Here is a 21,409-nt window from a genome sequence, read left to right on the forward strand (position 1 = left end):
TTTAGCCGGTCGCCACGATGACGTGCGCCTGGATCTTCCCAGCCACCGGCCCGGTGCCATGCCGGCTGGCAATCGCCTCGGCCGCGCGGTCGGTCGCGAGCTGAAGCAGGCTCGCATCGCGCGCCTCGATCTCGTTGCGCAGCGGCGTGCCCTGGCAGTAGGCCATGGCCACCTCGCTGGCAGAAGGCGAGCGGCTCAGCTTCTCGAGCGTCTTGATCTCGATGTCGGTGAACCCCGCGCGGCCAAGGTCTTGGCGGATCTGTGCGACGTCGTGGTAGCCGTGCGGCGTGCGCGCGAGAAAGCGCGGCGGGTCGTCCGGGAACACGGTGGCGACGGCGCGGGTGACGTCGTCGGCGAAGGCGTTGTCCTCGATGCGGTCCCAGACGCTGAACACGAAGCGCCCGCCGGGCTTGAGCACGCGGCGTGCCTCGCTGTAGCCGGCGACGCGGTCGGGAAAGAACATCGCGCCGAACTGGCAGCACACCACATCGAACGAGGCGTCGTCGAACGGCAGGGCGAGCGCATCGGCCTGCCGCCATTCGAGGCGGCTGTCGGCCGCCTGCCGCGTGACGGCGTAGTCGAGCATGGCCGGGTTGAGGTCGGTCACCACGTAGCGTGCGTCGGCGCGCAGCTGGGGTGCCAGCGCCCGCGTGACGGCGCCGCTGCCGGCCGCCGTCTCGAGCACCGCGCCGGGCGAGAACGCCGCGATGAGCGCCGCCACGTCGGTGGCGTAGCCCTCGAAGATCAAGGGGACCATCAGCGTGTCGTAGAACTTCGGGATCGAGCCCGCGAACACCTTGTCGCTTTCGGCAGCCATGGGAACTCCTTGATAGCTCTGGGCAGTGCATGGCTTGACCATTCATTGCAGAGCGGGCCTGCTCCCTTGCTCCAACGCGTCCGTTGCCTGTTTGGGCATGCGTGACGGGGACGATGGGCCATGGTGGCCCTGCCAGGCATCGGCGTCAACGCCGTTGCGCGGGCGTTCTCCCCTGTAGTGGGTACTGGAGATGTTGCCGGGCGTTTCCCGGCGCTTCAACGGCCGCGGTCGCCGTCGCGCACCGATTCGATGGTGCCGTTGTAGATGCGCACGATGCCGAAGAAGGTGCCCGGCCCCCGGTCGTAGGTCCATTCCTCCATCGGTACGCATTGATTGGCCAGCACGGCCTCGGGGCTGCCCGGCCGGAACGGCGTGAGGACCCAGCCGAGCTGCACCATCGGCACGCAGACTGCCTGCCGGTAGACCGGCTCGCCGCAGGTCTGGAGCAAGGTCGCAGGAGATGCCCCTTTTCCGACGAGGTAGCCGTTGCAGGCGAGGGACTGTGCCGAGGCCGAGCCGGTCGCGAGCAGGGCGGTGGCTGCGATCGACAGCCCCGTGGCCAGGCGCGCGAGACGAGTCACGCCCGGCATCGTTGACCCTCTTGAATGCTTCATGCGGTCATCGCTCACTCACGAACCAGCTGGGCGTACCGCCAGAGGCCCCAGATCGCGCCGACGGTGATGCCGATGCCCACGCTCCAGCCCGCCGGCACATCGAAGCCGAGGGCCAGGACCAGCATCAAACCGACGCTGACCAGCGCGATGAACGTCAGCGTGACGAAATCGAAGCGCGCGACCTCGACGGTGTCTTCCGCCACGCTGCGGTTGCGCTGGCCATGCTTGCGGCGCAGGCCCCGGAACAGCAGGACATCGAGAACGAAATCGAAGATGCCGACGACAAGGTCGGCCAGGATGCTCCACATCGGGACGCTCCATGTTTGCGGTGACACCCTGGGTTGTCGCAGACCTCGCGATGGTCCGACCCGGGTGGAGCGGCGGAGCCGGGCGAAATGTTAGCGTGCTTCCGGCAAGGCAGGCCATCGTCCTCCGACCCGCTTCACCCGGGCATCTTCGGCGGCCAGTTGTGCGTCTCGCCGCGGCCCTCGCTGCACCAGGCATAGAGCGCGTCGTACATCACCAGCCCGTGCTGCAGCATGACGTGGTCGTCGGCGAACACGCGCGACAGGCCCAGCGATATCGCGTAGAGCCCGGCCGACTGCGGCGTGAGGTCGAGCCGCGAGGTGTCGGCCCCGCGCACGATGTCGGCCATCTGGTGCAGCGCAGGGTCGGCGAGCCGGTACTTCGCGAGGAAGGCGTCGAAGCTGCAGCGCTCGCCGACGTGGCTCATCTCCACGCCCGGAATGTCGTAGGGCGTGGCGCCGGTGCTTTGCGCCATGGCCAGCACGTCGGCCGGCGGCACGTAGAGAAACTCGGCCTCGCGGTCGATGAAGCGCAGGATCAACCACGGGCAGGCGATGCGGTCGATCTTCGGGCGTTCGCGGGTGATCCATTTCATGGCGTGGCTCCTGGGTCGGCAGGCTTGGGTTCGAGCGGACGGCCGGCGGCCTGCCAGCCGTCGATGCCGCCGCGCAAATAGCGTGCGTCCAGGCCCGCGGCGCGCAGCCGCAGGGCCGTGCTGCGCCCCACCTCGTGGCCGTAGACGCAGTAGACGACCAGCGCGCGGTCGGCCGGCAGCTCGGCGGCCCAGCGATCGACCGCCGCCGGGTCGCGCCAGCGGGCGCCGGGGAGCATCGACGCGGCCTGCGCGAACACGCCGGCGCGGCGCACGTCGAGCAGCATCGAACCGGCCACGTCGTCCTGCGCTGCGCCGAAGGGTTCGCTGGCGGCGTGCACCGCCTGCTGGTAGCGCGCGTACACCGGGGCCCAGTCGATGTTGGCCATGAAGGCATCGACGTACGCGCCGGCGGCGGCGCCGTGGTCCAGGTGGTAGGCGTGCTCGTACATGTCCAGCGCCAGGAGCGGTGTGCCGCCCGCCAGCGCATGGGTGTGATCGGCGGCCCATTGGTTGACCAGCGTGCCCTCGCGCGGCTGGAAGGTGAGCAGCACCCAGCCCGAGCCGCCGCCGAGCGCCTTGCCCATCACTGCGAATTCCTCGCGCCATCGGTCGACGCTGCCGAAGCTGGCCGCCAGTGCGAGTGCCATGGCGGGCTCCATCGTCCGGCCGTCGCCACCGAGCGATGCGAAGTACAGCTCGTGCAGCAGCATCGAATTGGTGGCGATGAACTCTTCGCGCTTGAGGCCGTTGAGTTCGAAGCCGGGCATGGCGGCGAAAGATGCCGTGGCGAGCTTTGCGCGGATGGCGTTGAGGCGCTTGACGGCGCCGCCATAGTTGTTCTGGTGATGGCTGTTCAGAAGCTTCTGCGACAGGCCTCGCAGCGTGGCGGGGTCGAAGGGCAATGGTTGGGGCCGAGCGTCCATGGGAACTCCTTCAGCGCGGCAGGGCAGACAGCCACGTGAGCGCCAGCCCGATGGCCGCGCAGGCACCGAGCAGCGTCATCACTCCGACCTTGAAGCGGAACAGGGCGAGCGTCGCGGCCACGGCAATCACCGCCGACACCGCATCGAAGCGGCCACCGAAGCCGTGTGGCCAGAGCACGTGGTAAGCGAAGAAGAGCGCCAGGTTCAGGATCACGCCCACCACCGCCGCGGTGATCGCCGACAGCGGCGCCGTGAAGCCCAGCCTGCCGTGCGTGGCCTCGATGGCGGGCCCGCCGGCCAGGATGAAGATGAACGAGGGCAGGAAGGTGAAGAAGGTGACGACCGTCGCCGCCAGCGCGCCGGCGAGGAACAGCGAATCGGGCCCCAGCACCTGCGTCAGCCAGCCGCCCACAAAGCCGACGAAGGCCACGACCATGATGAGCGGCCCCGGCGTGGTTTCTCCCAGCGCCAGCCCGTCGATCATCTGCGCGCCGGAAAGCCAGTGGTACTGCTCGACGGCCCCCTGGTAGACGTAGGGCAGCACGGCATAGGCGCCGCCGAAGGTCAGGAGCGCGGCCTTGGTGAAGAACCATCCCATCTGCGAGAGCGTGCCGTGCAGGCCCTGGGTCGCGACGAGCACGCCCATGGCCAGCAGCCACAGGCCCAGGCCGATGCCCAGGATCTTGAGCAGGTGCGCGCGGGAAAAGCGCGCGTGCGCCGGCGTGGGCGTGTCGTCGTCGATCAGCGCCGGGCCGTAGTGCTGCTGCGCGCTGCCATGGCCGCCGCCGAGTGCGAACACCTCGGGCGCCCGTCGCGCGCCGAAGTGGCCGATGAGGCCGGCCGCCAGCACGATCGCCGGAAACGGCGCGTCGAACGCGAAGATGGCGACGAAGGCCGCGGCGGCGATGCCCCACATCCACCGGTTCTTCAACGCGCGGCTGCCGATGCGGTGCGCCGCATGCAGCACCAGCGCGGTGACCGCCGGCTTGATGCCGTAGAAGATGCCGGCCACCACCGGCACGTTGCCGAAGCGCAGGTAGACCCACGACAGCGCGATGAGGATGAACAGCGAGGGCAGCACGAACAGGGCGCCGGCCACGAGGCCGCCGCGCGTGCGGTGCATGAGCCAGCCGATGTAGGTGGCCAGCTGCTGCGCCTCGGGGCCGGGCAGCAGCATGCAGAAGTTCAGCGCATGCAGGAAACGCTTCTCGCTGATCCAGCGCCGCCGCTCGACCAGCTCCGCATGCATGATCGCGATCTGCCCGGCGGGCCCGCCGAAACTGATGAAGCCGAGCTTGAGCCAGAAGCGAAGCGCTTCAGCAAAGGAAATGGGCGTAGGGGGCGCGGGAAGCGCAGAGGAGGCGTCAGGCAAGGCGGTGTCCACGGAAAACTCCGTTGAAGGTCACCAGCGCTTGGACGGGACACCGTCTTGCTTTGCAGCGCGGGAGGCTGTTTTCCCGCGGAAGGGCATCGTAGCAGTGGATATTCCCTGCTGGCAACGTGGGCCAGATCGTCAGATGCTGTCGGCCCCTGTGCTGTCCGGCGAAACCGCCGGAATGTCCTTGGAGAGCTTCGCCAACTCTCGCTTGTACGACGGCGCGCGGATGGCGGCACGCACGCGCTTGAGCGTGGCCGCATCGCCGATGAGAGGCCAGCAGTCCATCAGCAGCCAGTCCCGGCGCCGGCTTTGCTCCTTCGAGACCGTGGCGTCGACAGCGATGATGCGCGCCAGGACCGCATCCAGGGCCGGGGGATCGTCTGCAGGTGCGTGCGGCGTGCTGGCGCGCAGGGCGTCCACCAGCAGCTGCAGGCGAGCCAGCGCATCGAATGAGGTGTCCAGCTCAGCCAGTTCGGGCGCGCTGGCTAGCAGGTGGTCCAGTTCGAGCACGGCGGTTTCTTTCGCCAGCGGCTGCAGTGCGATGAAGGCCATGCCGTGGACGTGGCCCTTGGTGCCGATCCGCTTGTCGTGCGTCAACGCCAGTGCGTCGCGCCAACCATGGCGGCGGGAGACGGCCTTGACCAACTGGCGCCGCATGTTGTCCATCCAGTGGCGTTCGTGGCGGGATGCATAGTTCGGCCACAGCGCCAGGAACCCCCGCGCATCGGCATGCGCCGCATGGTGCTCGCCGATGGCCCGCCAACCGACCCATTGCGCATCGCCGAAGTGCGGGCTTGCCGCGGCCTGCATGGCGCCTGGCAGATCCCCGTCGGCCAGCAGGCGGTAGACGATGGCGCGCTGCAGGAAGCGCGGCGCCAGGTCGGAGGCGCTCACCTCGATGGCGCGTTGCGCCGTGGCCACCGGAATCAACCCGCCCGCCAGCAGCATGCAGACAGCGTCGCTCACGTTGAAGTCGGTGTGCTCACTGATGACAGTGGGCACGCAGGCGCTGAAACGCAGGGCGGATTCGTAGAGGCGCCGCGAGCAGAAGGGGTCAGGGTCGGGTCCCTGCGTCAGGCGCGCGTGCAGGGCGGTTCGCGCCGCGTTCTGGAACGGAACCAGCGCGGTCGGCATCGGATACGGCGGGCGTGCGGCCGCCCGCGACTCTTCATCCGAAGGCGAGTACCCGATGGCGGCGACGGCCAGGTCGTCGAGCGAGGTCGTCAAGGCGTCGTCATCCCGGTCAACGTGCCTGAGCGCACACGTGCTTGAACACGATGCCGCTCACCGTGGTGGGGCCGCCCACGGGCCTCCAATCGCTGCGCCGGGCGAGGTCGATGTCGTGCACCTCCAGCGGCCCGTTGTGGCTGATGACGCGGCGCATCTTTTCGCGCCCGCCCTTGCAGTCGTAGTCGTAGAGATAGCGCGAGGTGCGAAACAGGGTCTTGCCCACGTCGGTCTGCAGCTCCTCGTAGCGATAGAGCGTCCATGCCTCCACGGCATCGCCATGCGGTTTGACCGACTCGCGCTGGAGCAGCACCTTCTTGCGAGGGGTGGTGGCGATCTCGGTCCAGTTGTCGGCGGCTTGCGCGGGCACTGCCGTCAGCAAGGTCGCTGCCGCGCAGGCGGATGCGACGAGGTGGAAGGCCCGCACTGCGCGGTGCTTGAGCGGATGAGGCTTCATTCTGTTCACTCCCTGTGTGTCAATGGGGGCCCCGCGCGTTCGTTCTTCTCGGTGGCACGCTGCGAGGTTCAGCCAGTGGGGTCGACGCTTGACTGCTTGCAGCCAAGGCGCCGTCATCCTATCGAATCTCGCGCAAACAGTGAGGCCCGAAGCCGCCGCCTGGCTGCAACCGGCATGAGCGCCTTGTTTCTATCTGTCAGGCAGGTTCAGGCCGTAGGTCAGCAAATCTTCGAAAGCGCCGCGGTGGTTCACGTGCTTCACGAGGTGCCCTTCCAGGAGGAACCCTGCCTTTTGAATGACGCGCGCAGAGCCGATGTTCTTCGGAAGGCTGCTGCAGACGATGCGACTCAATCCGAGTTCGTGGTGTGCGTAGTGGATGAGTGCGCCGACGGCTTCGGAGCAGATGCCGGTCGACCAGTGCGCAAAGGCGATCCAGTAGCCCAGTTCGGCGCGGCGGTGGAGCGTGGACCGATGAGCGAGTTGCACGGCGCCCAGCAACTCCCCGTTCTCTGCGCTTGTCACGGCGTAGACGACCCCGGTTCCGGCACTGAACATGTCCGCGTGGGATGCGATCCACGCCTGCGCCGCGCCATCGGGGTAGGGATGAGGAACGTTGGCCGTCGGCTCGGCGACGCGCACATCTCCTGCGATGCGCTGAACGTCATCCGCATCGGCGATGGTGAAGGGTCGAAGGACCAGGCGCGGGGTTCGAAGATGAGGCTGCATGGAGGCGTTTGTAGCGCATGCATCGACCGCGCCAGCCCATGAGACTGCGGCATGGGCTGCGTGCAAAAAGTGATAACCGGCCCGCCGATCGATCCGCAACAATCGCCTCGCCATGGGACGTTCCCCTGTGAAAGTGCAGTGCGGAGTCGTGCTTCCTGGTGCTGCCGCGAGGGCAGATCGATCGTTTTCTTTCGCTCTGGCGGCGCCTGACGTTCAATCAAATCACGGAGACATATGAAGCTATCGATGATGCGGATGACCCGCCACCTTGCGTGCGGATTCCTGATGCTGGCGGCAGGCAGTGTGCCGGCGTTGGCCCAGGAGGCGAAGAAGGCCAACCTGGTCGTGATCGGGACCGGGGGAACGATTGCCGGCGTCGGTGCGTCGAGCGCCAACACCGGCGCCTACCAGTCCGCGGTCGTGGCCGTGGACAAGATCATTGCCGCGGTGCCCGAGCTGAAGAACGTCGCCAACGTGAAGGGCGAGCAGATCTTCCAGATCGGCTCCGAGAGCTTCAACAACGAGCGGCTGCTCAAGCTGGCGCACAGGGTTTCCGAACTGCTCAAGTCCGGGGACGTGGATGGCGTGCTGGTCACCCACGGCACGGACACCATCGAGGAGACGGCCTACTTCCTGAACCTCACGCTGAAGAGCACGAAGCCCGTGGTGCTGGTGGGGGCCATGCGACCCGGCACGGCACTGAGCGCCGACGGCCCGCTGAACATCTACAACGCGGCCGTCGTTGCCGCCAGCAAGGAGGCCGTGGGCAAGGGCGTGCTGGTGGTGCTGAACGACGAGATCCACACGGCCCGCGACGTGACCAAGTCGAACAGCCTGAAGGTCGAGACCTTCAAGTCGCCCTATGGCCCGCTGGGCTACGTCGTGGAGAGCAAGCCGCTGTTCTACCGGGCCCCGATCCGGCCGCACACCGTTGCCAGCGAGTTCGACATCGACCAGATCCGGTCGCTGCCGGAAGTCAACATCGTCTATGGGCACGGCAACATGAGCCGCGCGCCCTACGACGCACTGGTGGCCGCAGGCACGAAGGCGATCATTCATGATGGCACCGGCAACGGCAGCATCGCGGACTACATCGCGGATGCCGTCAAGGACGCGCGCTCGAAGGGTGTCTTCATCGTGCGTGCCACGCGCACCGGCAGCGGCGTCGTGGTGCGCAACGGCGAAGTCGACGACGACAAGAACGACTACATCGTCGTCGACGACCAGAACCCCCAGAAGGCTCGCCTGCTGATGGCACTGGCGCTGACCAAGACCCGCGATACCAAGGAAATCCAGAAGATCTTCTGGAAGTACTGAGGCCTCTTCACGTGGCCATCGGCCCTACGGGCGCGCCGCGCCAGCAGATGCCGCGAGCAGAAAGTCCGTGACCTCGTCCGAGAACACGCCGCGCCGCGTACCGATGAGCACGCCGTCCGCATTCTCCGGGTCGGGCCGTGCGGAAGGCATGCCGTGGGCCACCAGGGCCTGCGCGCAACCGACCCAGTCGCCACCGTCGACAGGCTCGTTCAGCGAAGCCCATGACAAGGTGCCGCAGGCGTTGTCGCCGAAGCCGTGAGGCGCCTGCCAGTCGGCGCCGTGTTCGAGCAGGAACCGGACAAGCGCCGCATCGCCGCAGAACACGGCGTGGTTGAGCGCCGAGGCGTCCCAGTCGCCGCCGCGGACCTCGAGTGGCCAGCCGAGCGTGACCATCACCTTCACCGCATCGCTGCAGCCCTGGGCTGCGAGTTCGGGCAGCAGGCGAAGCTGCGTGGGGTCGAGCGTGCCGATGAGGCCGGGGTGCCGTGCCTGCAGGCCCCGCGCCGCCTGCAGCAGCCGAGCGACCTCGGTCAGACCGAAGCGCAGGGCGATGGTGTGCGCGGGCGTGCCGTCTGGCGTGAGGGCGACGGCATGCGCCGAAGCCCTGGTCAGTGCTTGCGCGCGACGATGTAAGGACGGTTCTCGCCACCCTTCGTCGCGTGGTTCTCGGTGGCAAGCACCTCGAAGCCGGCAGCTTGCAGATGCGCTCCCAGCTCCGCCGCCCGGAACACACCGGCATGCGGCGCCAGCCCGATCGCGCGCATCGCGGGCAACAAGGCCAGCCGCAAGAGCGGGGTCATGTCGCCGAGGCAGGGCGTCTTGGAGACGAACAGGCCCTGCGGTGCGAGCAGGGCGTGGATGCGGCGCAGCGTGCCGGGCAGGTCGCGCACCAGGTGGAGGTAGTTGAAGCCCAGCACGGCGTCGAAAGGGCCTTCGCCCGGTGTCAGCGTCTCGGCGGTCGCCGTGCGGAACGCCAGGCCGGGCACCGGAGCGGCGGCGTGCTTCTCCTCGGCGATGGCGATCATGCCCTCGGCGATGTCCGTCGCCAGGTACGCGCGAACGTGGCCCGCGAGGCGCAGGGCCGTCGTGCCGGTGCCGCAGCCCAGTTCGAGCACGCGCGCGTCGGGCTGGAAGAGGGCGCGGGTCCGCTCGAGCGTGCGCGTGTAGCCGGCCTCGTCCGCGATGGCGCTCTTCGCGTAGCGGCGCGAGCTGCGGTCCCAGAATCTGGCGTCGTTCGCGAGGCTCATGGTCTTGGATCTGCGGCGTGTAGAAGGATGCGGCGCACTGTAAACCGCCGCGGCGGCGCTGTCGCCGATTTGCGCCGCTTCGCCCGCCATGTCGCTATGCTGGCGCCCGCCAATCACTCCAAGAAAAGAGACTCTCATGACCGTGCGTACCTCGTCTTTCTTTTCCCTGCGTTCCGTCGCCCTGGCCTGCGGCCTGGCGCTCGGCGCCGTGGCCACCGTGCAGGCGGCCCCCGACGCGAAGCTGCTCGCCGCTGCCGAGAAGGCGCAGCCCGCCGTCATCGACAACCTGAAGGAAATGGTGGCCATCGAGTCGGGCAGCCTGAACGTCGAGGGCCTGATGAAGATGGCCGACGTGATCGAAGGGCGCCTGAAGGCGGCCGGCTTCAAGACGGAGCGCCGCAAGGCCTCGGCCGGCGCGGGCGCCGACATCGTCATCGGCACGATCAAGGGCACGGGCAAGCGCAAGATCATGCTGCAGGGCCACATGGACACGGTGTACGCGCCGGGCATCCTGAACAGCCAGCCCTACAAGGTGGACGGCAACCGCATCTATGGCCCCGGCATCGCCGACGACAAGGGCGGCCTCGCGGTGATGATGGCGTCGCTGAAGATCTTGGCCGATGCGGGCTGGCGCGACTACGACACGCTCACGGTGCTCGTGAACCCCGACGAAGAGGTGGGCTCGGTGGGTTCGGGCGAACTCATCGCCACCACGGCCGACCTGCACGACACGGTGCTGTCCTTCGAGCCGACGGCTGCCAAGGCGGTGGCCAAGGGCGAGTCGCTGCTGCTCGGCGCGGCGGGCATCGCACAGGCCACGCTCGAGGTGAAGGGCCGTGCGGCGCACGCCGGCGCCGCGCCCGAGCTGGGCCGCAACGCGCTGTACGAGCTGTCGTACCAGATGCTGCAGACCAAGGACCTCGCCAAGGACATCCCCGGCGTGACGCTGAACTGGACCGTGGCGCGCGCCACCGGCCCGATCAACCAGATCACCGAGAAGGCGCAGGCGCTGGGCGACATCCGCATCACGCAGCCCGGCGCCGAAAAGAAACTCACCGAGGCGCTGCAGGCCAAGATCGCCAGCGGCAAACTGATTCCCGACACCGAGACCAGCGTGAAGGTCGAGGTGGGCCGCCCGGCCTTCGTCGCGGGCGACAAGGGCCGCGCGCTGGCCGAGAAGGCGCAGGCGATCTACAAGGAGCTCGACCGCGAGCTGGCGCTGACGCCGATGACCGGCGGCGGCACCGACGCGGGCTTCGCGGGCCGCTCGGGCAAGGCCACGGTGGTCGAGAGCTTCGGCCTTGCGGGCTTCGGCTACCACGCGCGCGACGAGTACATCGAGGTCGACTCGATCGTGCCGCGCCTGTACCTCGTGACGCGGCTGCTGACCGAGATCGGCAAGAACTGAGTGGGTGGCGCGCAGTGCGCCCGCGGCAGGGGCCGCGGGTTCACTGCGGTGCGTTGGGATCGCCCGGGCGGCGGCGATGGGCGGCAGCCGCCGCGGCGGCCTGAGCCTGGGCCTGCTGCTGTTGCGCCTGCTGGCGTTGCATCTGTTCCTGCTGGTGCTGCTGCTGCTGACGGGCCTGGTTCTGCGCGGCCTGCTGTTGTTGCTGCATCTGCTGGCGCTGCATCTGCTCCTGTTGCTGGCGTTGCTGGGCCTGGGCGGCTTGCTGCTGTTGCATCTGCATCTGGCGCGCCTGTTCCATCTGGGCCTGGCGTTGCTGTTGTGCGGCCTGGGCCTGCGCCTGTTGTTGCTGTTGCAACTGCTGCTGGCGACGGGCCTGCTCTTGTTGAACCTGTTGCTGCATCTGCTGCGCTCGCTGGGCCTGTTCCTGCTGCGCCTGCCGTTGCTGTTGCTGGGCGGCCTGGGCCTGCTGCTGTTCCTGCTGGCGACGTAGCTGCTCCTGTTGCGCCTGTTGTTGCTGCATCTGTTGGCGGCGGCCCTGCTCCTGCTGGTCCTGGCGTTGTTGGCGCAACGCCTGTTCCTGTTGCTGCGCCTGCTGGCGACGCGCCTGCTCTTGCTGGGCCTGTTGTTGGCGCTGCTGGTCTTGCGCGGCCTGCTGTTGCTGTTGCTGTTGCTGTTGCTGTTGCTGTTGCTGCTGCATCTGCTGGCGACGGGTTTGGTCCTGCGGGTCCTGGCGTTGACGCAGTGCCTGCTCCTGTTGTGCTTGCTGCTGACGCCGTGCCTGTTCCTGCTGCGCCTGTTGTTGACGTTGCTGGTCCTGCACGGCCTGCTGTTGCTGCATCTGTTGGCGACGGGCTTGCTCCTGCGGGTCTTGCCGCTGACGCAGTGCCTGTTCCTGCTGCGCTTGCTGCTGACGCCGTGCCTGCTCCTGCTGGGCCTGTTGTTGACGCTGCGGGTCCTGCGCGGCCTGCTGTTGCTGCATCTGCTGGCGCCGTGCCTGTTCCTGCTGATCCTGCCGTTGACGCAGGGCCTGGTCCTGTTGCATCTGCTGCTGACGGCGCACCTGTTCCTGCTGCGCCTGCTGTTGACGCTGCTGGTTTTGCACCGTTTGTTGCTGCTGCATCTGCTGACGCCGTGCCTGCTCCTGCTGGTCCTGGCGTTGGCGCAAGGCCTGTTCCTGCTGCACCTGCTGCTGGCGCCGAGCCTGTTCCTGTTGCGCCTGCTGTTGCTCGCGCAACTGGTTCTGGGCCGCCTGCTGCTGCATCAGCGCCTGTTGCTGCTGTTGTTGCTGCTGGGCACGCGCCTGTTGTTGCAGCTGCTCTTGCTGCTGCGCCGCCTGCCATGCCGCCGCGCCGGGTGGCGGGCCGCTGCGATCGCCCGCGTAGTTGTTGTTGTAGACGTTGCGCACGTTGTTGACCACCGTGGTCGAGCGCGAGACATACGTGCTGTTGTTGTAGACCACCGCGGGCCGGTAGGCCGGCGGCGGCGGCGCCGCGCGGTCGCGCCAGCGTGGTGCGCCCCAGTTCATGTTCCAGGCGTTCCAGCCCCAGCCGTGGCGCTCCAGTGCCGAGCCGACGATCACGCCGCTGCCGAAGGCCAGCGCGCCCACCGCAGCCACCTGGCCGGGGCTGTAGCCGGGCTCGACCACCACCGGCGGCGGGGCATAGGCATAGCCGGGGTAGACGGGCATGGGTGCGTCGTACACCACCTGCGGGTCGTAGCGCGGCACGTACACCACGTCGGGCTGCACGGGCTCGATGGTGATCAGCTCCTCGGGCGGCTCGATCACCGTGGGGCCCGCGTACATCGGCTGCATGTCGGGCGCGGGCGTGTAGTTGGGCGGCGTCGCGGCGCGCGCGATGCGCAGCTTGTCGTTGTTCTTGAGGCGACCAGCCTTCGACGCGCGCTGGCGCATCACCTGGATCGCGTTCATCACGTCGGCCGGGTCGTTGTAGTAGGCCTTGCCCAGCGACGTGGTCCACGGGATGTTGCCGGCCATCTGGTCCATCACGGGCCGGAATGCGGTGAGTGACTTCACGCTCGGGTCCCACGGCTGCTGGTTGGCGGCGTCGGCGAGCGGGCCGGCCTTGAGCGTGCGGTTCTGCTGCAACCAGTCGTGGGCCGCGGTGACCTGATCGGGGTAGGTGGCGCCGGCCAGGACCTGCGCGACGAGCTTGTCGGGGTACAGCGCGATCGGCGCGACCAGCTGGTAGAGCTGCTCGGCCGAGGGCGGCGTGTAGGCGGCCGGCACCGGTGCGGCGACGGGCGCGGGTGCCTGGGTGGCCGGTGCTTCAGCGGTGGGAGGTGGTGGTGCGGGCTTGTCGCAGCCTGCAACGAACAACGCTGCGACGCACAGCGAAGCCATGAGGCGCCGCTGAAGGAGGGGGCGGTGGGGAGAGGGTGTCATCTGGCATGTCCTGAAGACGCCGGCAGGGTGCCCGGAACTCCTTCAACGGCGGGCCAGCGCAGGCGATGACACAGCCTGCGCCCCGGATGCAACGGTCTGTGTCGGCGGTGCGCCGTCTGTGCTGTCGGCGCAGGACCACGAGACCACCGGGCGACGTGGCGATCGCCCGGGGAAAGACCTCTAAGTCGTTACTTGGCGCCGCCCGAGTACTTGGTGACGCTGCTGGCCTTCACGTGGTACCCACTCACGCCCATCATCGAGTCGTTGCGCAGCGTCTGCAGCTTGCCCGTGACCCACACGGTGTCCATGGCGCGGAACTTGGCGCCCTTTTGCGGAATGACGTGCAGGATCTGGTTGGCCGGCGGCGGCGGCGTGTGGATGCAGGCGCCGAAGTAGGGCACGAGCAGGAACTCGGTGACCTCGCCCTTGGCCTCTTCGAGCGGCACGATGAAGCCCGGGATCTTCACTTCCACGCCGTTGAGCGCGGGGTTGGTGGGCGCGTTGTTCGACACCTCCTGCATCTTCATGAGCAGCTCGTTGGCGCGCGGGTCGCCGTCGTCGAGCGTGCTCAGGTCGATGCCCTTGAAGGCCTTGGCCGGGTCCCAGTCCTTGGGCACCAGCTCTTCCCAGCTGATCTGGCGCGGCTGGCCCGCCGCGGCCTGGGGCGCGGTGGCGGCCGGCTTGCCGCCCAGCGGGTTGGTTGCCGTGGTGTCCTTCGGTGCGGGCTCGGCGGCCCAGGCGGCGGCTGCGAGGCCGGCGCCGGCCAGCAGCATCGACAGGGCGGTGAGCACGCGGGGTGTGGAGGTCTTCGTCATGGTCAGATTCTCGGAGAAAGGCCGTCGGCCAGCGACAGGCGGTAGGCCCGGATGCCGGGCAGCAGGCTCGCGAGCCAGCCGGCGACCAGCAGGCTCGCCGTCAGCAGCCATTCGTTCAGTGTAGGTTCGGACAGGCTCAGCGTCAGCCCGAACTGCGCCTGCAGCCATGGCGAGAGCAGGGCGATGCCGAGCACCGCCGTCGTCACGCCCAGCAGCACGCCCAGCACGGTGACCAGCGCGCCTTCGAGCGCCAGCAGCGCCAGCACGTGGCGCAGGCCCGCGCCCACGGCGCGCAGCACGGCCAGCTCGCGGCGGCGTTCGTTCAGGCCCGCCATCACCACCGACACCAGCCCCGCCAGGCTCACGAGCGCGACCAGGGCCGACATCAGCAGCAGCGCGTTCTCGCCGATGCCGATCACGCTCCACAGCTCGTCGAGTGCCACGCCGGGCAGGATGGCCATGAGCGGTTCGCCGGTGTAGGTGGAGATCCAGCGCTGCACGCCGAACACGGCGGCGCGGTTCTTCAGGCCCACGAGCGCGGCCGTCACGTTCTTGGGCGTGAGGTCGAACTTGCGCACCTGCTCGGCCGGAATCTTCACGCCCGGCATCGGCGCGCCGCCCACCCATTCGAGGTGGATGGCTTCCATTGCCGCCAGGCCGATGTGCACGGTGCGGTCGACCGGCGTGCCGGTGCGCGCGAGCACGCCCACCACGGTGAAGGGCTTGTCGGCATGCTCGGCCACGTTGAGTTCGCCGCTGCCGTGCGCCAGCGTGATCTTCTGGCCCACGTGGTAGCCCAGCTTGTCGGCCACCTCGGCACCGACCACGGCATCGAACAGCGCGTCGAAGGGCTTGCCTTCGCGCAGCTTCAAGGTCTGGCGGTCGCCGTAGCGGAAGTGCGTGAAGTACTCGGGCGTGGTCGCGAGCACCGAGAAGCCGCGGTGCGAATCGCCCAGCGACAGCGGCACCACCCAGTCGACGCCGGGATGCGCCTGCAAGGCCTGCACGCTTTTCCACGAGATGTTGTTGGTGGCCGCGCCGATGCGGAACACCGAATACAGCAGCAACTGCGTGGAGCCGGTGCGCGCGCCCACGATGAGGTCGGTGCCCGAGACCGACGACGCGAAGTTCTCGCGCAGCTCGGTGCGGATGCGCTCGACGCCCAGCAGCAGGAAGGTCGACAGCGCGATCGAGAACACGGTGAGCGCGAGCGTGAAACGGCGGTTCCAGGCGCTGCGCCAGGCAATGGAAAAGAGGGCCTTCATGCGTCCACCGCCATCGCGCTCGATGCCGCACGGTTGATCTCCGGCAGCAGCACGTGCCGCGCAAAGCGTGGCGCGATGCGCTGGTCGTGGCTCACGAACACGAGCGCGCTGTGGTTCACGGCGCAGGCCGTGAGCAGCACGTCGAGAAAGGCTTCGCGCCGGTCTTCGTCGAGCGCGGAGGTGGGCTCGTCGGCGATGACGACCTCGGGCTGGCCGATGAGCGCGCGCGCCGCGGCCACGCGCTGCTGCTGGCCGACGGACAGCTGCAGCGCCTGGCGCTTCCACAGCGCGCGGTCCAGGCCCATCTGGTCGAGCAGGTGCTCGGCCTCGTTGCGCGAGCTGCCGTTGCGCGCGGCCTGCGCCTCGCGCCGCGCCGAGAAGCGGCAGGGCAGCAGTACGTTGTCGAGCACGCTCAGGTAGGGCAGCAGGTTGAACTGCTGAAAGATGTAGCCCACGTGCGCCACGCGGGCGCGGTCGCGCTGCGTGCCCGAGAGCTTGGACCAGTCGTGGCCCAGCAGCGTGACGCGGCCTTCGTCGGCCACCAGCACGCCGGCCAAGAGCGACAGCAGCGTGCTCTTGCCGCAGCCGCTCGGGCCGTGCAGGAACACGGATTCACCCGCCGTGATGCGCAGGGCCTCGATGTCGATGCACGGTGTCTTCACGCCGGGCCAGGTGAAGCGCAGGGCTTCGGCGGCGAGCACGGCGCGCAAGGGCGTGGTCTCGGCCTGCGGGGTGGTGCTCACGCTGTCACTTGCCCAGCGTCAGACGGGAAGGCTGCGCCGCCTGCGCGCCGCTCGGGCGCTTCAGCTGGCGCTTGAACTGGCCTTGCGCGCTGGCGATCTGCACGTCGATCTGGCGTGCGCCCTTGAAGGCCGTGAACAGGTTCAGATCGATGAACTTCGCGGCGGCGGCCTGGGTGCAGTTGAAGGAAAAAGAAGCGTCGAGGTCGGCGTGGCCGCTCGATTCGGCGGGGTCGGGGTTGCCCAGGCCGAGTGCGCCGGAGCGCAGATCGACGGGACCGAGCTTGCAATTGGCGGCGGGGTCGATGGTGAAGAGCTTGTCGGCCGCGCGCAGCTGGGCGATGGCGGCTTCGACGGTCTTCTTCTCGGCGTCGGTCTTGGGCGCGCGCTCGAAGCCGACGATGTTGTCCAGCGGCGACTCCATGGCGATCACGATGGTGGGCCCGTCGATGGCAACGTCGAGCTTGAGCTGGCCGTGCACATGCGCGTGCTGTTGCTGGGCGTGTGCGGGAAGGGCGGCGGCCGCGAACAGCGCGGCGGCGGTCAGTGCGAAGCCGGATGACATGCGTCGAAGTCGGGTGTGCAGGGTGTGCATCATGGTTCTGCGCCTTGCCGGGTCGGCAGCCCCGGCGTGTTGCTCCATTCGCTCCAGCTGCCGGCATAGAGCGCGGTCGTCCCGAACCCCGCGATCTGCATCGCGAGCAGGTTGGGCACGGCGCTCACGCCGCTGCCGCACTGGTGGACGACGGTCGCCGCATCGCGCCCCGCGAGCAGTGCTTCGAACTCGGCGCGCAGTTGCGCGGCGGGCTTGAACTTGCCGTCGGGACCGATGTTGTCGGCGAAGGGCCGGTTCAGGGCCCCGGGGATGTGACCCGCGATCGGGTCCAGAGGTTCCACCTCGCCGCGGTAACGTGCACCGGCACGCGCGTCGATCAGCTGCTGGTCAGGTTGACCGAGCCGGCGCACCACGGTGTCGGTGGTCACGAGCTTGGCCAAGGGCTCGCCCTGTACGAAGTTCGACTGGAAGCGCGCGGGCTCCTCGCGGTCGGTCACTTCGCCGCCCGCGGCCTGCCAGGCCTGCAGGCCGCCGTCGAGCACGGCCACGGCGTCGTGGCCCATCCACTTGAGCATCCACCACAGGCGCCCGCAGTAGTTGGCGCCGTTGCGGTCGTACACCACGGCCTGCATCGTGTTGGAAAAACCCACCGACGAGAGCCAGGCCGCGAACTTCTCGCGGCTGGGCAGCGGATGGCGCCCGCCCGAGGCGGGCACGCCGTCGTCCTGCGCCACCACCACGTCGCCGCGCGCGCCGGGCAGGCCGTGCTTGGCGCTGAGGTCGGTGTCGAGGTTGGCGTACTGCGCGCCCGGGATGTGCGCGGCGGCGTACAGCTGCGCGCCGGCCTCGGGCTTCATGAGGTCGAAGCTGCAGTCGAACACCATGAGGGGCGAGTCGCCCTCGCGCAGCTGCCTGAGTTGTTCGACGGAGATGAGGGTGGTGTACATGGTGAGAGCTCCTTCGAAAAATGGTTCGGCGATGGGTGCCGTGGCTGCTGCGTTCAGTGTTCCTCGGCCGGCGCCTTCGGCACGGCCCGCTGGCGCAGCACGGTGGCCGCGATGCCGCTGGCGATGATCAGCGCCATGCCGCCCCAGCCGGCCGCGTCGATGCGGTCGTCGAACAGCACCACACTGTAGAAGGCCGCGAACACGATGCCCGAATATTGCAGGTTCGCCACCACCAGTGTGCCGGCCTGGGTCTTGGCGGTGGCGTAGGCGCGGGTCATGCACAGCTGTCCGAGGGCGGCCAGCAGGCCGATCGGCAGCAGCCACAGCGCATGCTGCCACGTCCACGAGCTGCCGCCTGAAAACCCGGTCGCGGCCGTGGCGAAGGCGCCGGCCACGGCCGAGCCGACCGCGAAGTAGAAGACCGTGCGCAGCTCGGGCTCGCCGATGCGCGACAGCGCCACCACCTGCATGTAGGCAAAGGCGGCCGTGACGCCCGACAGCAGGCCCAGCATGCCCGCGAAGCCGTCGCCGCCGCCCACCGTGGGCTTGAGCATGAGCACCACGCCGGCAAAGCCCGCGAGCACGGTCATCACGAGCGGGCCCTGCAGCGGCGGGCGCTCGATGCGGCCGTCGCGCCCGGGCACCGGCACCCAGGCCAGCAGCGCGCCGCCGACCAGGAAGGCCGCGACCCACACGCTGCTCATGTAGTTGAGCGTGACGGCCGTGGCCAGCGGCATGTGGGCGATGGCGTAGAACCACGCGCCCAGCGACACCACGCCGATGGTGCTGCGCCAGGCGTGCATGCCGGGGTACTTGGTGGCCAGCGAGGTGCCGCGGTTGCGCGCCAGCAGCCAGAGAAACACGATGCCGATGAGGCCGCGCCCCAGGACCATTTCACCGCTGTTGAACCATTGCGAGGCCACCTTCACGACCACGCTCATGGTGGCGAACAGAAAGGCCCCGAGCACCATCCACAGCGCTTGCATCGATTGACATCCAGATCAGAAAAAAGAAAGCCCCGGCGGGTGCGGGGCGGGGCGGCGTTCAGGCGCGTGGTTGTTGCATCGCGTTGCGGTACCACTCGTGGAACTGCTGCATGCCGTCTTCCATGGGGCTCTGGTAGGGGCCGGTCTCGTTGTCGCCGCGCAGCATGAGCGCGCGGCGACCGGCATCCATGCGCTCGGCGATCTCGTCGTCTTCCACGCAGGTCTCCATGTAGGCGGCCTGCTGGGCCTCGACGAACTCGCGCTCGAAGGCGACGATTTCCTCGGGGTAGAAGAACTCGACCATGTTGAGCGTCTTGGTCGGGCTCACCGGGTGCAGCGTCGACACCGTGAGCACGTGCGGGTACCACTCGATCATCACGTGCGGGTAGTAGGTGAGCCAGATCGCGCCGTACTTGGGCGGCTTGCCGTCGCGGTACTTGAGCAGCTGCTCCTGCCACTTCTGGTAGACCGGGCTGCCCGCACGGCCCAGGCGGTTGGCCACGCCCACCGTCTGCACCGAGAACTCGGGCTTGAACTCCCAGCGCAGGTCGTCGCAGGTGACGAAGCTGCCCAGGCCGGGATGGAACGGGCCGACGTGGTAGTCCTCGAGGTAGACCTCGATGAAGGTCTTCCAGTTGTAGTTGCACTCGTGCAGCTCGACGCGGTCGAGCGCGTAGCCCGAGAAGTCGAGGTCGGCCTGCGGGCCCAGGCCCGCCATGTCGGCCACCACGTCACGGCCGCTGCCGTCGGCGTTCTTCTCGAACAGAAGACCGTTCCATTCGGTGAGCGGGTAGTTGTGCAGGTTCAGGCACGGGTCCTGGTCGAAATGCGGGGCGCCGATCAGTGTGCCGGTGGTGCGCGCATCTTTCGCGGCGTAGGTCCAGCGGTGCAGGGGGCAGACGATGTTGCCGCCGGTCTGGGTGTCGAGCTGGCCCCGGCCCTGCAGGATGAGGGCCTGGCGGTGGCGGCAGACGTTCGAGATGAGCTCCACGCCCTTGGGCGTGTGGACCAGCGCGCGGCCCTGGTGTTCCTGCGGCAGGGTGTGGAAGTCACCCGGCTCGGGCACGGCCAGTCGGTGCCCGACGTAGCGGGGCCCTCGCGCGAAAAGGTTCTGCATTTCGCGGGCGTACAAGGCCTCGTCGAAATACGCGGTAACTGGAAGTTGGCTCGCGGCCTGCTGCAGTTGAAGACTTAAATCAGACATGGAGGACCTGACCAAGCTCCCCACAGGGAGAAAAAAAGAAAAAAACGGAAGGCGCCGTCTGCAAGGGTGACGGCCCGAAGAGGTGTGCCGGTGACCGGCGGGGGAAGCGGGGATTGTACCCGGGGGGCATTTTTGCGCCCGCCGGGTTTTGGCCTCGCATGGCCGGGCGCCATACAGGGTGTTGCAAAGGGTCGCGCGCGCGTGCGCAGGCTGCCCGGCGCTTCGTTGCGCCCCCGCCCTAAAATGCTTCGTTTCATCCACGATTCGTTGCATGCCCAAGGTGCCTTCTCCTTCCACGACCAGCCCGGCGGCGACGCCCGACACCGGGCCGCTGCCCGCCAGCTACGAAGCCGGGCTCCAGGAACTGGAACAACTGGTTGCAGAACTCGAATCGGGCCAGCTGCCGTTGGACCAGCTGCTGGGCAGCTACCAGCGCGGCGCCGCATTGCTCGGCTTCTGCCGCGACAAGCTGCAGGCGGTCGAGGACCAGATCAAGGTGCTCGACGCGGGCAGCCTCAAGCCCTGGACGGCCGAATGAGCGCCGTCCCGATGACCTCCACCGCCTCCACCACCGCCCCCTGGGACGCGAAGACGCTGGCCGGCTGGGCCGAGCCCCACCTGGCCACGGTCGAGGCGGCGCTGTCGCGCTGGGTCGGCGTCGACGCGCCGGTGCTGCTGGGCGACGCCATGCGCTATGCCGTGCTCGACGGCGGCAAGCGGCTGCGGCCGCTGCTGGTGCTCGCGGCCAATGAAGCGGTCGGCGGCAACGCCCACGCCGCGCTGCGTGCGGCCTGCGCCACCGAACTCATCCACGCCTATTCGCTGGTGCACGACGACCTGCCGTGCATGGACAACGACGTGCTGCGCCGCGGCAAGCCCACCGTGCACGTGAAGTTCGGCGAAGCCGACGCGCTGCTCGCGGGCGACGCGCTGCAGGCACTGGCCTTCGAGTTGCTCGCCCCCGAGGGCGACGAGGTACCCGCGGCCATGCAGGCCCTGCTGTGCCGCCTGCTGGCGCGCGCGGCCGGCAGCCAGGGCATGGCCGGCGGCCAGGCCATCGACCTGGCCAGCGTCGGCATCGCACTGAACGAAACCCAGCTGCGCGAAATGCACCGCCTGAAGACCGGCGCGCTGCTGCAGGGCAGCGTCGAGATGGGCGCCGCCTGCGGCACCGTGTCGCCGGCCGCGCTGGCGGCGCTGCGCGACTACGGCGCTGCCATCGGCCTGGCGTTCCAGGTGGTCGACGACATCCTCGACGTCACCGCCGACTCGCAAACCCTGGGCAAGACCGCCGGCAAGGACGCCGCGGCCGACAAGCCCACCTACGTGTCGCTGCTCGGCCTGGACGGCGCGCGCGCGCAGGCGAGCCAGCTTCTTGCCGATGCCATCGCCGCGCTGAACAAGAGCGGCTTGGCCGACACCTCGGCACTGCGCGCCCTGGCCCACATGGTGGTCGACCGCGACCGCTGAGAAGAAA

At 68.6% G+C, this 21,409-nt stretch carries 23 protein-coding genes; 4 read left to right on the forward strand and 19 right to left on the reverse strand.

All coding sequences use genetic code 11. The features are described 5' to 3' along the window. Position 1 precedes the first annotated feature (1 nt). The 9 genes from AC07OH_RS16160 to AC07OH_RS16200 all read right to left on the reverse strand — a co-directional run bounded on the left by AC07OH_RS16160 (position 2) and on the right by AC07OH_RS16200 (position 7,043). Positions 2–817, reverse strand: a complete 816-nt coding sequence (locus tag AC07OH_RS16160; protein WP_495301367.1) for a class I SAM-dependent methyltransferase — start codon at positions 815–817, stop codon at positions 2–4. Positions 818–1,032: 215 nt separating this feature from the next. Then, complete coding sequence (locus tag AC07OH_RS16165; RefSeq protein ID WP_495301368.1) at positions 1,033–1,398, reverse strand: DUF2845 domain-containing protein; 366 nt, start codon at positions 1,396–1,398, stop codon at positions 1,033–1,035. Positions 1,399–1,442: 44 nt separating this feature from the next. Next, positions 1,443–1,739, reverse strand: coding sequence for a hypothetical protein (locus tag AC07OH_RS16170; RefSeq protein ID WP_495301369.1), 297 nt, complete (start codon positions 1,737–1,739; stop codon positions 1,443–1,445). 134 nt (positions 1,740–1,873) lie between these two features. After that, the gene (locus tag AC07OH_RS16175) at positions 1,874–2,332 is read right to left on the reverse strand and encodes a chromate resistance protein ChrB domain-containing protein (protein WP_495301370.1); all 459 of its coding nucleotides are present in this window, start codon (positions 2,330–2,332) and stop codon (positions 1,874–1,876) included. Then, positions 2,329–3,255, reverse strand: a complete 927-nt coding sequence (locus AC07OH_RS16180; RefSeq protein WP_495301371.1) for a Fe-Mn family superoxide dismutase — start codon at positions 3,253–3,255, stop codon at positions 2,329–2,331. The genes AC07OH_RS16175 and AC07OH_RS16180 overlap by 4 nt, the downstream gene beginning before the upstream one ends. Positions 3,256–3,265: 10 nt before the next feature. Then, the gene (chrA, locus tag AC07OH_RS16185) at positions 3,266–4,639 is read right to left on the reverse strand and encodes a chromate efflux transporter (protein WP_495301372.1); all 1,374 of its coding nucleotides are present in this window, start codon (positions 4,637–4,639) and stop codon (positions 3,266–3,268) included. Between the two features lie 129 nt (positions 4,640–4,768). Further along, positions 4,769–5,860 (reverse strand): hypothetical protein, encoded by a 1,092-nt coding sequence (locus tag AC07OH_RS16190; protein WP_495301373.1) that lies wholly within the window; start codon positions 5,858–5,860, stop codon positions 4,769–4,771. A 16-nt stretch (positions 5,861–5,876) separates the two neighbouring features. After that, positions 5,877–6,317: a surface-adhesin E family protein gene (locus AC07OH_RS16195; RefSeq protein ID WP_495301374.1), complete on the reverse strand. Its 441-nt coding sequence runs from the start codon at positions 6,315–6,317 to the stop codon at positions 5,877–5,879. Positions 6,318–6,506: 189 nt separating this feature from the next. After that, a complete protein-coding gene (locus AC07OH_RS16200; RefSeq protein WP_495301375.1) occupies positions 6,507–7,043 on the reverse strand; it encodes a GNAT family N-acetyltransferase in 537 nt (178 codons plus the stop codon). Between the two features lie 285 nt (positions 7,044–7,328). Between AC07OH_RS16200 and AC07OH_RS16205 the strand changes: the two genes are divergently transcribed. Then, on the forward strand, positions 7,329–8,360 hold the full coding sequence (locus AC07OH_RS16205; protein WP_495301424.1) for an asparaginase: 1,032 nt from the start codon (positions 7,329–7,331) through the stop codon (positions 8,358–8,360). 24 nt (positions 8,361–8,384) lie between these two features. Here the strand turns inward: AC07OH_RS16205 and AC07OH_RS16210 are convergent, their stop codons facing one another. Then, a complete protein-coding gene (locus AC07OH_RS16210) occupies positions 8,385–8,762 on the reverse strand; it encodes a hypothetical protein (RefSeq protein ID WP_495301376.1) in 378 nt (125 codons plus the stop codon). 206 nt (positions 8,763–8,968) lie between these two features. Further along, a complete protein-coding gene (locus tag AC07OH_RS16215; protein ID WP_495301377.1) occupies positions 8,969–9,607 on the reverse strand; it encodes a class I SAM-dependent methyltransferase in 639 nt (212 codons plus the stop codon). Positions 9,608–9,743: 136 nt separating this feature from the next. Between AC07OH_RS16215 and AC07OH_RS16220 the strand changes: the two genes are divergently transcribed. Beyond that, positions 9,744–11,015, forward strand: coding sequence for a M20/M25/M40 family metallo-hydrolase (locus AC07OH_RS16220; protein WP_495301378.1), 1,272 nt, complete (start codon positions 9,744–9,746; stop codon positions 11,013–11,015). A 40-nt stretch (positions 11,016–11,055) separates the two neighbouring features. Here the strand turns inward: AC07OH_RS16220 and AC07OH_RS16225 are convergent, their stop codons facing one another. The 8 genes from AC07OH_RS16225 to AC07OH_RS16260 all read right to left on the reverse strand — a co-directional run bounded on the left by AC07OH_RS16225 (position 11,056) and on the right by AC07OH_RS16260 (position 19,932). After that, positions 11,056–13,419 (reverse strand): DUF3300 domain-containing protein, encoded by a 2,364-nt coding sequence (locus AC07OH_RS16225; protein WP_495301379.1) that lies wholly within the window; start codon positions 13,417–13,419, stop codon positions 11,056–11,058. Between the two features lie 188 nt (positions 13,420–13,607). Beyond that, complete coding sequence (locus tag AC07OH_RS16230) at positions 13,608–14,234, reverse strand: DUF3299 domain-containing protein (protein ID WP_070061814.1); 627 nt, start codon at positions 14,232–14,234, stop codon at positions 13,608–13,610. Positions 14,235–14,236: 2 nt separating this feature from the next. Further along, the gene (locus AC07OH_RS16235) at positions 14,237–15,499 is read right to left on the reverse strand and encodes an ABC transporter permease (RefSeq protein WP_495301380.1); all 1,263 of its coding nucleotides are present in this window, start codon (positions 15,497–15,499) and stop codon (positions 14,237–14,239) included. After that, a complete protein-coding gene (locus tag AC07OH_RS16240; RefSeq protein ID WP_495301381.1) occupies positions 15,496–16,242 on the reverse strand; it encodes an ABC transporter ATP-binding protein in 747 nt (248 codons plus the stop codon). Before AC07OH_RS16240 ends, AC07OH_RS16235 begins: the two co-directional genes overlap by 4 nt. 4 nt (positions 16,243–16,246) lie before the next feature. Then, complete coding sequence (locus AC07OH_RS16245) at positions 16,247–16,804, reverse strand: DUF2796 domain-containing protein (RefSeq protein ID WP_495301382.1); 558 nt, start codon at positions 16,802–16,804, stop codon at positions 16,247–16,249. 29 nt (positions 16,805–16,833) lie between these two features. Next, positions 16,834–17,742, reverse strand: a complete 909-nt coding sequence (locus AC07OH_RS16250; protein WP_489062421.1) for a sulfurtransferase — start codon at positions 17,740–17,742, stop codon at positions 16,834–16,836. 53 nt (positions 17,743–17,795) lie between these two features. Continuing rightward, the gene (locus tag AC07OH_RS16255; RefSeq protein WP_369644206.1) at positions 17,796–18,728 is read right to left on the reverse strand and encodes a DMT family transporter; all 933 of its coding nucleotides are present in this window, start codon (positions 18,726–18,728) and stop codon (positions 17,796–17,798) included. 58 nt (positions 18,729–18,786) lie between these two features. Next, entirely contained in the window at positions 18,787–19,932 is a 1,146-nt protein-coding gene (locus AC07OH_RS16260) for an aromatic ring-hydroxylating oxygenase subunit alpha (protein ID WP_495301383.1), read from the reverse strand. Positions 19,933–20,203: 271 nt separating this feature from the next. On the opposite strand from AC07OH_RS16260, the gene xseB reads away from it, so the two are divergent. Together xseB and AC07OH_RS16270 are read left to right on the forward strand one after the other, a co-directional pair. Continuing rightward, positions 20,204–20,470: an exodeoxyribonuclease VII small subunit gene (xseB, locus tag AC07OH_RS16265; RefSeq protein WP_062468817.1), complete on the forward strand. Its 267-nt coding sequence runs from the start codon at positions 20,204–20,206 to the stop codon at positions 20,468–20,470. Further along, positions 20,467–21,402, forward strand: a complete 936-nt coding sequence (locus AC07OH_RS16270) for a polyprenyl synthetase family protein (protein ID WP_495301384.1) — start codon at positions 20,467–20,469, stop codon at positions 21,400–21,402. The genes xseB and AC07OH_RS16270 overlap by 4 nt, the downstream gene beginning before the upstream one ends. Positions 21,403–21,409: the final 7 nt, after the last annotated feature.

The sequence above is a fragment of the Variovorax sp. GW821-FHT10C12 genome (assembly GCF_059415405.1).

What these genes read in the sequence shown, in the direction of transcription:
- AC07OH_RS16215 (WP_495301377.1), bottom strand. Translation starts at nt 9,607, where the DNA reads ATGAGCCTCGCGAACGACGCCAGATTCTGGGACCGCAGCTCGCGCCGC.
- AC07OH_RS16220 (WP_495301378.1), top strand. Translation starts at nt 9,744, where the DNA reads ATGACCGTGCGTACCTCGTCTTTCTTTTCCCTGCGTTCCGTCGCCCTG.
- AC07OH_RS16260 (WP_495301383.1), bottom strand. Translation starts at nt 19,932, where the DNA reads ATGTCTGATTTAAGTCTTCAACTGCAGCAGGCCGCGAGCCAACTTCCA.
- AC07OH_RS16235 (WP_495301380.1), bottom strand. Translation starts at nt 15,499, where the DNA reads ATGAAGGCCCTCTTTTCCATTGCCTGGCGCAGCGCCTGGAACCGCCGT.
- AC07OH_RS16200 (WP_495301375.1), bottom strand. Translation starts at nt 7,043, where the DNA reads ATGCAGCCTCATCTTCGAACCCCGCGCCTGGTCCTTCGACCCTTCACC.
- AC07OH_RS16230 (WP_070061814.1), bottom strand. Translation starts at nt 14,234, where the DNA reads ATGACGAAGACCTCCACACCCCGCGTGCTCACCGCCCTGTCGATGCTG.
- AC07OH_RS16170 (WP_495301369.1), bottom strand. Translation starts at nt 1,739, where the DNA reads ATGTGGAGCATCCTGGCCGACCTTGTCGTCGGCATCTTCGATTTCGTT.
- AC07OH_RS16255 (WP_369644206.1), bottom strand. Translation starts at nt 18,728, where the DNA reads ATGCAAGCGCTGTGGATGGTGCTCGGGGCCTTTCTGTTCGCCACCATG.
- AC07OH_RS16195 (WP_495301374.1), bottom strand. Translation starts at nt 6,317, where the DNA reads ATGAAGCCTCATCCGCTCAAGCACCGCGCAGTGCGGGCCTTCCACCTC.
- AC07OH_RS16160 (WP_495301367.1), bottom strand. Translation starts at nt 817, where the DNA reads ATGGCTGCCGAAAGCGACAAGGTGTTCGCGGGCTCGATCCCGAAGTTC.
- xseB (WP_062468817.1), top strand. Translation starts at nt 20,204, where the DNA reads ATGCCCAAGGTGCCTTCTCCTTCCACGACCAGCCCGGCGGCGACGCCC.
- AC07OH_RS16245 (WP_495301382.1), bottom strand. Translation starts at nt 16,804, where the DNA reads ATGTCATCCGGCTTCGCACTGACCGCCGCCGCGCTGTTCGCGGCCGCC.
- AC07OH_RS16180 (WP_495301371.1), bottom strand. Translation starts at nt 3,255, where the DNA reads ATGGACGCTCGGCCCCAACCATTGCCCTTCGACCCCGCCACGCTGCGA.
- AC07OH_RS16175 (WP_495301370.1), bottom strand. Translation starts at nt 2,332, where the DNA reads ATGAAATGGATCACCCGCGAACGCCCGAAGATCGACCGCATCGCCTGC.
- AC07OH_RS16270 (WP_495301384.1), top strand. Translation starts at nt 20,467, where the DNA reads ATGAGCGCCGTCCCGATGACCTCCACCGCCTCCACCACCGCCCCCTGG.
- AC07OH_RS16225 (WP_495301379.1), bottom strand. Translation starts at nt 13,419, where the DNA reads ATGACACCCTCTCCCCACCGCCCCCTCCTTCAGCGGCGCCTCATGGCT.
- AC07OH_RS16250 (WP_489062421.1), bottom strand. Translation starts at nt 17,742, where the DNA reads ATGTACACCACCCTCATCTCCGTCGAACAACTCAGGCAGCTGCGCGAG.
- AC07OH_RS16205 (WP_495301424.1), top strand. Translation starts at nt 7,329, where the DNA reads ATGCTGGCGGCAGGCAGTGTGCCGGCGTTGGCCCAGGAGGCGAAGAAG.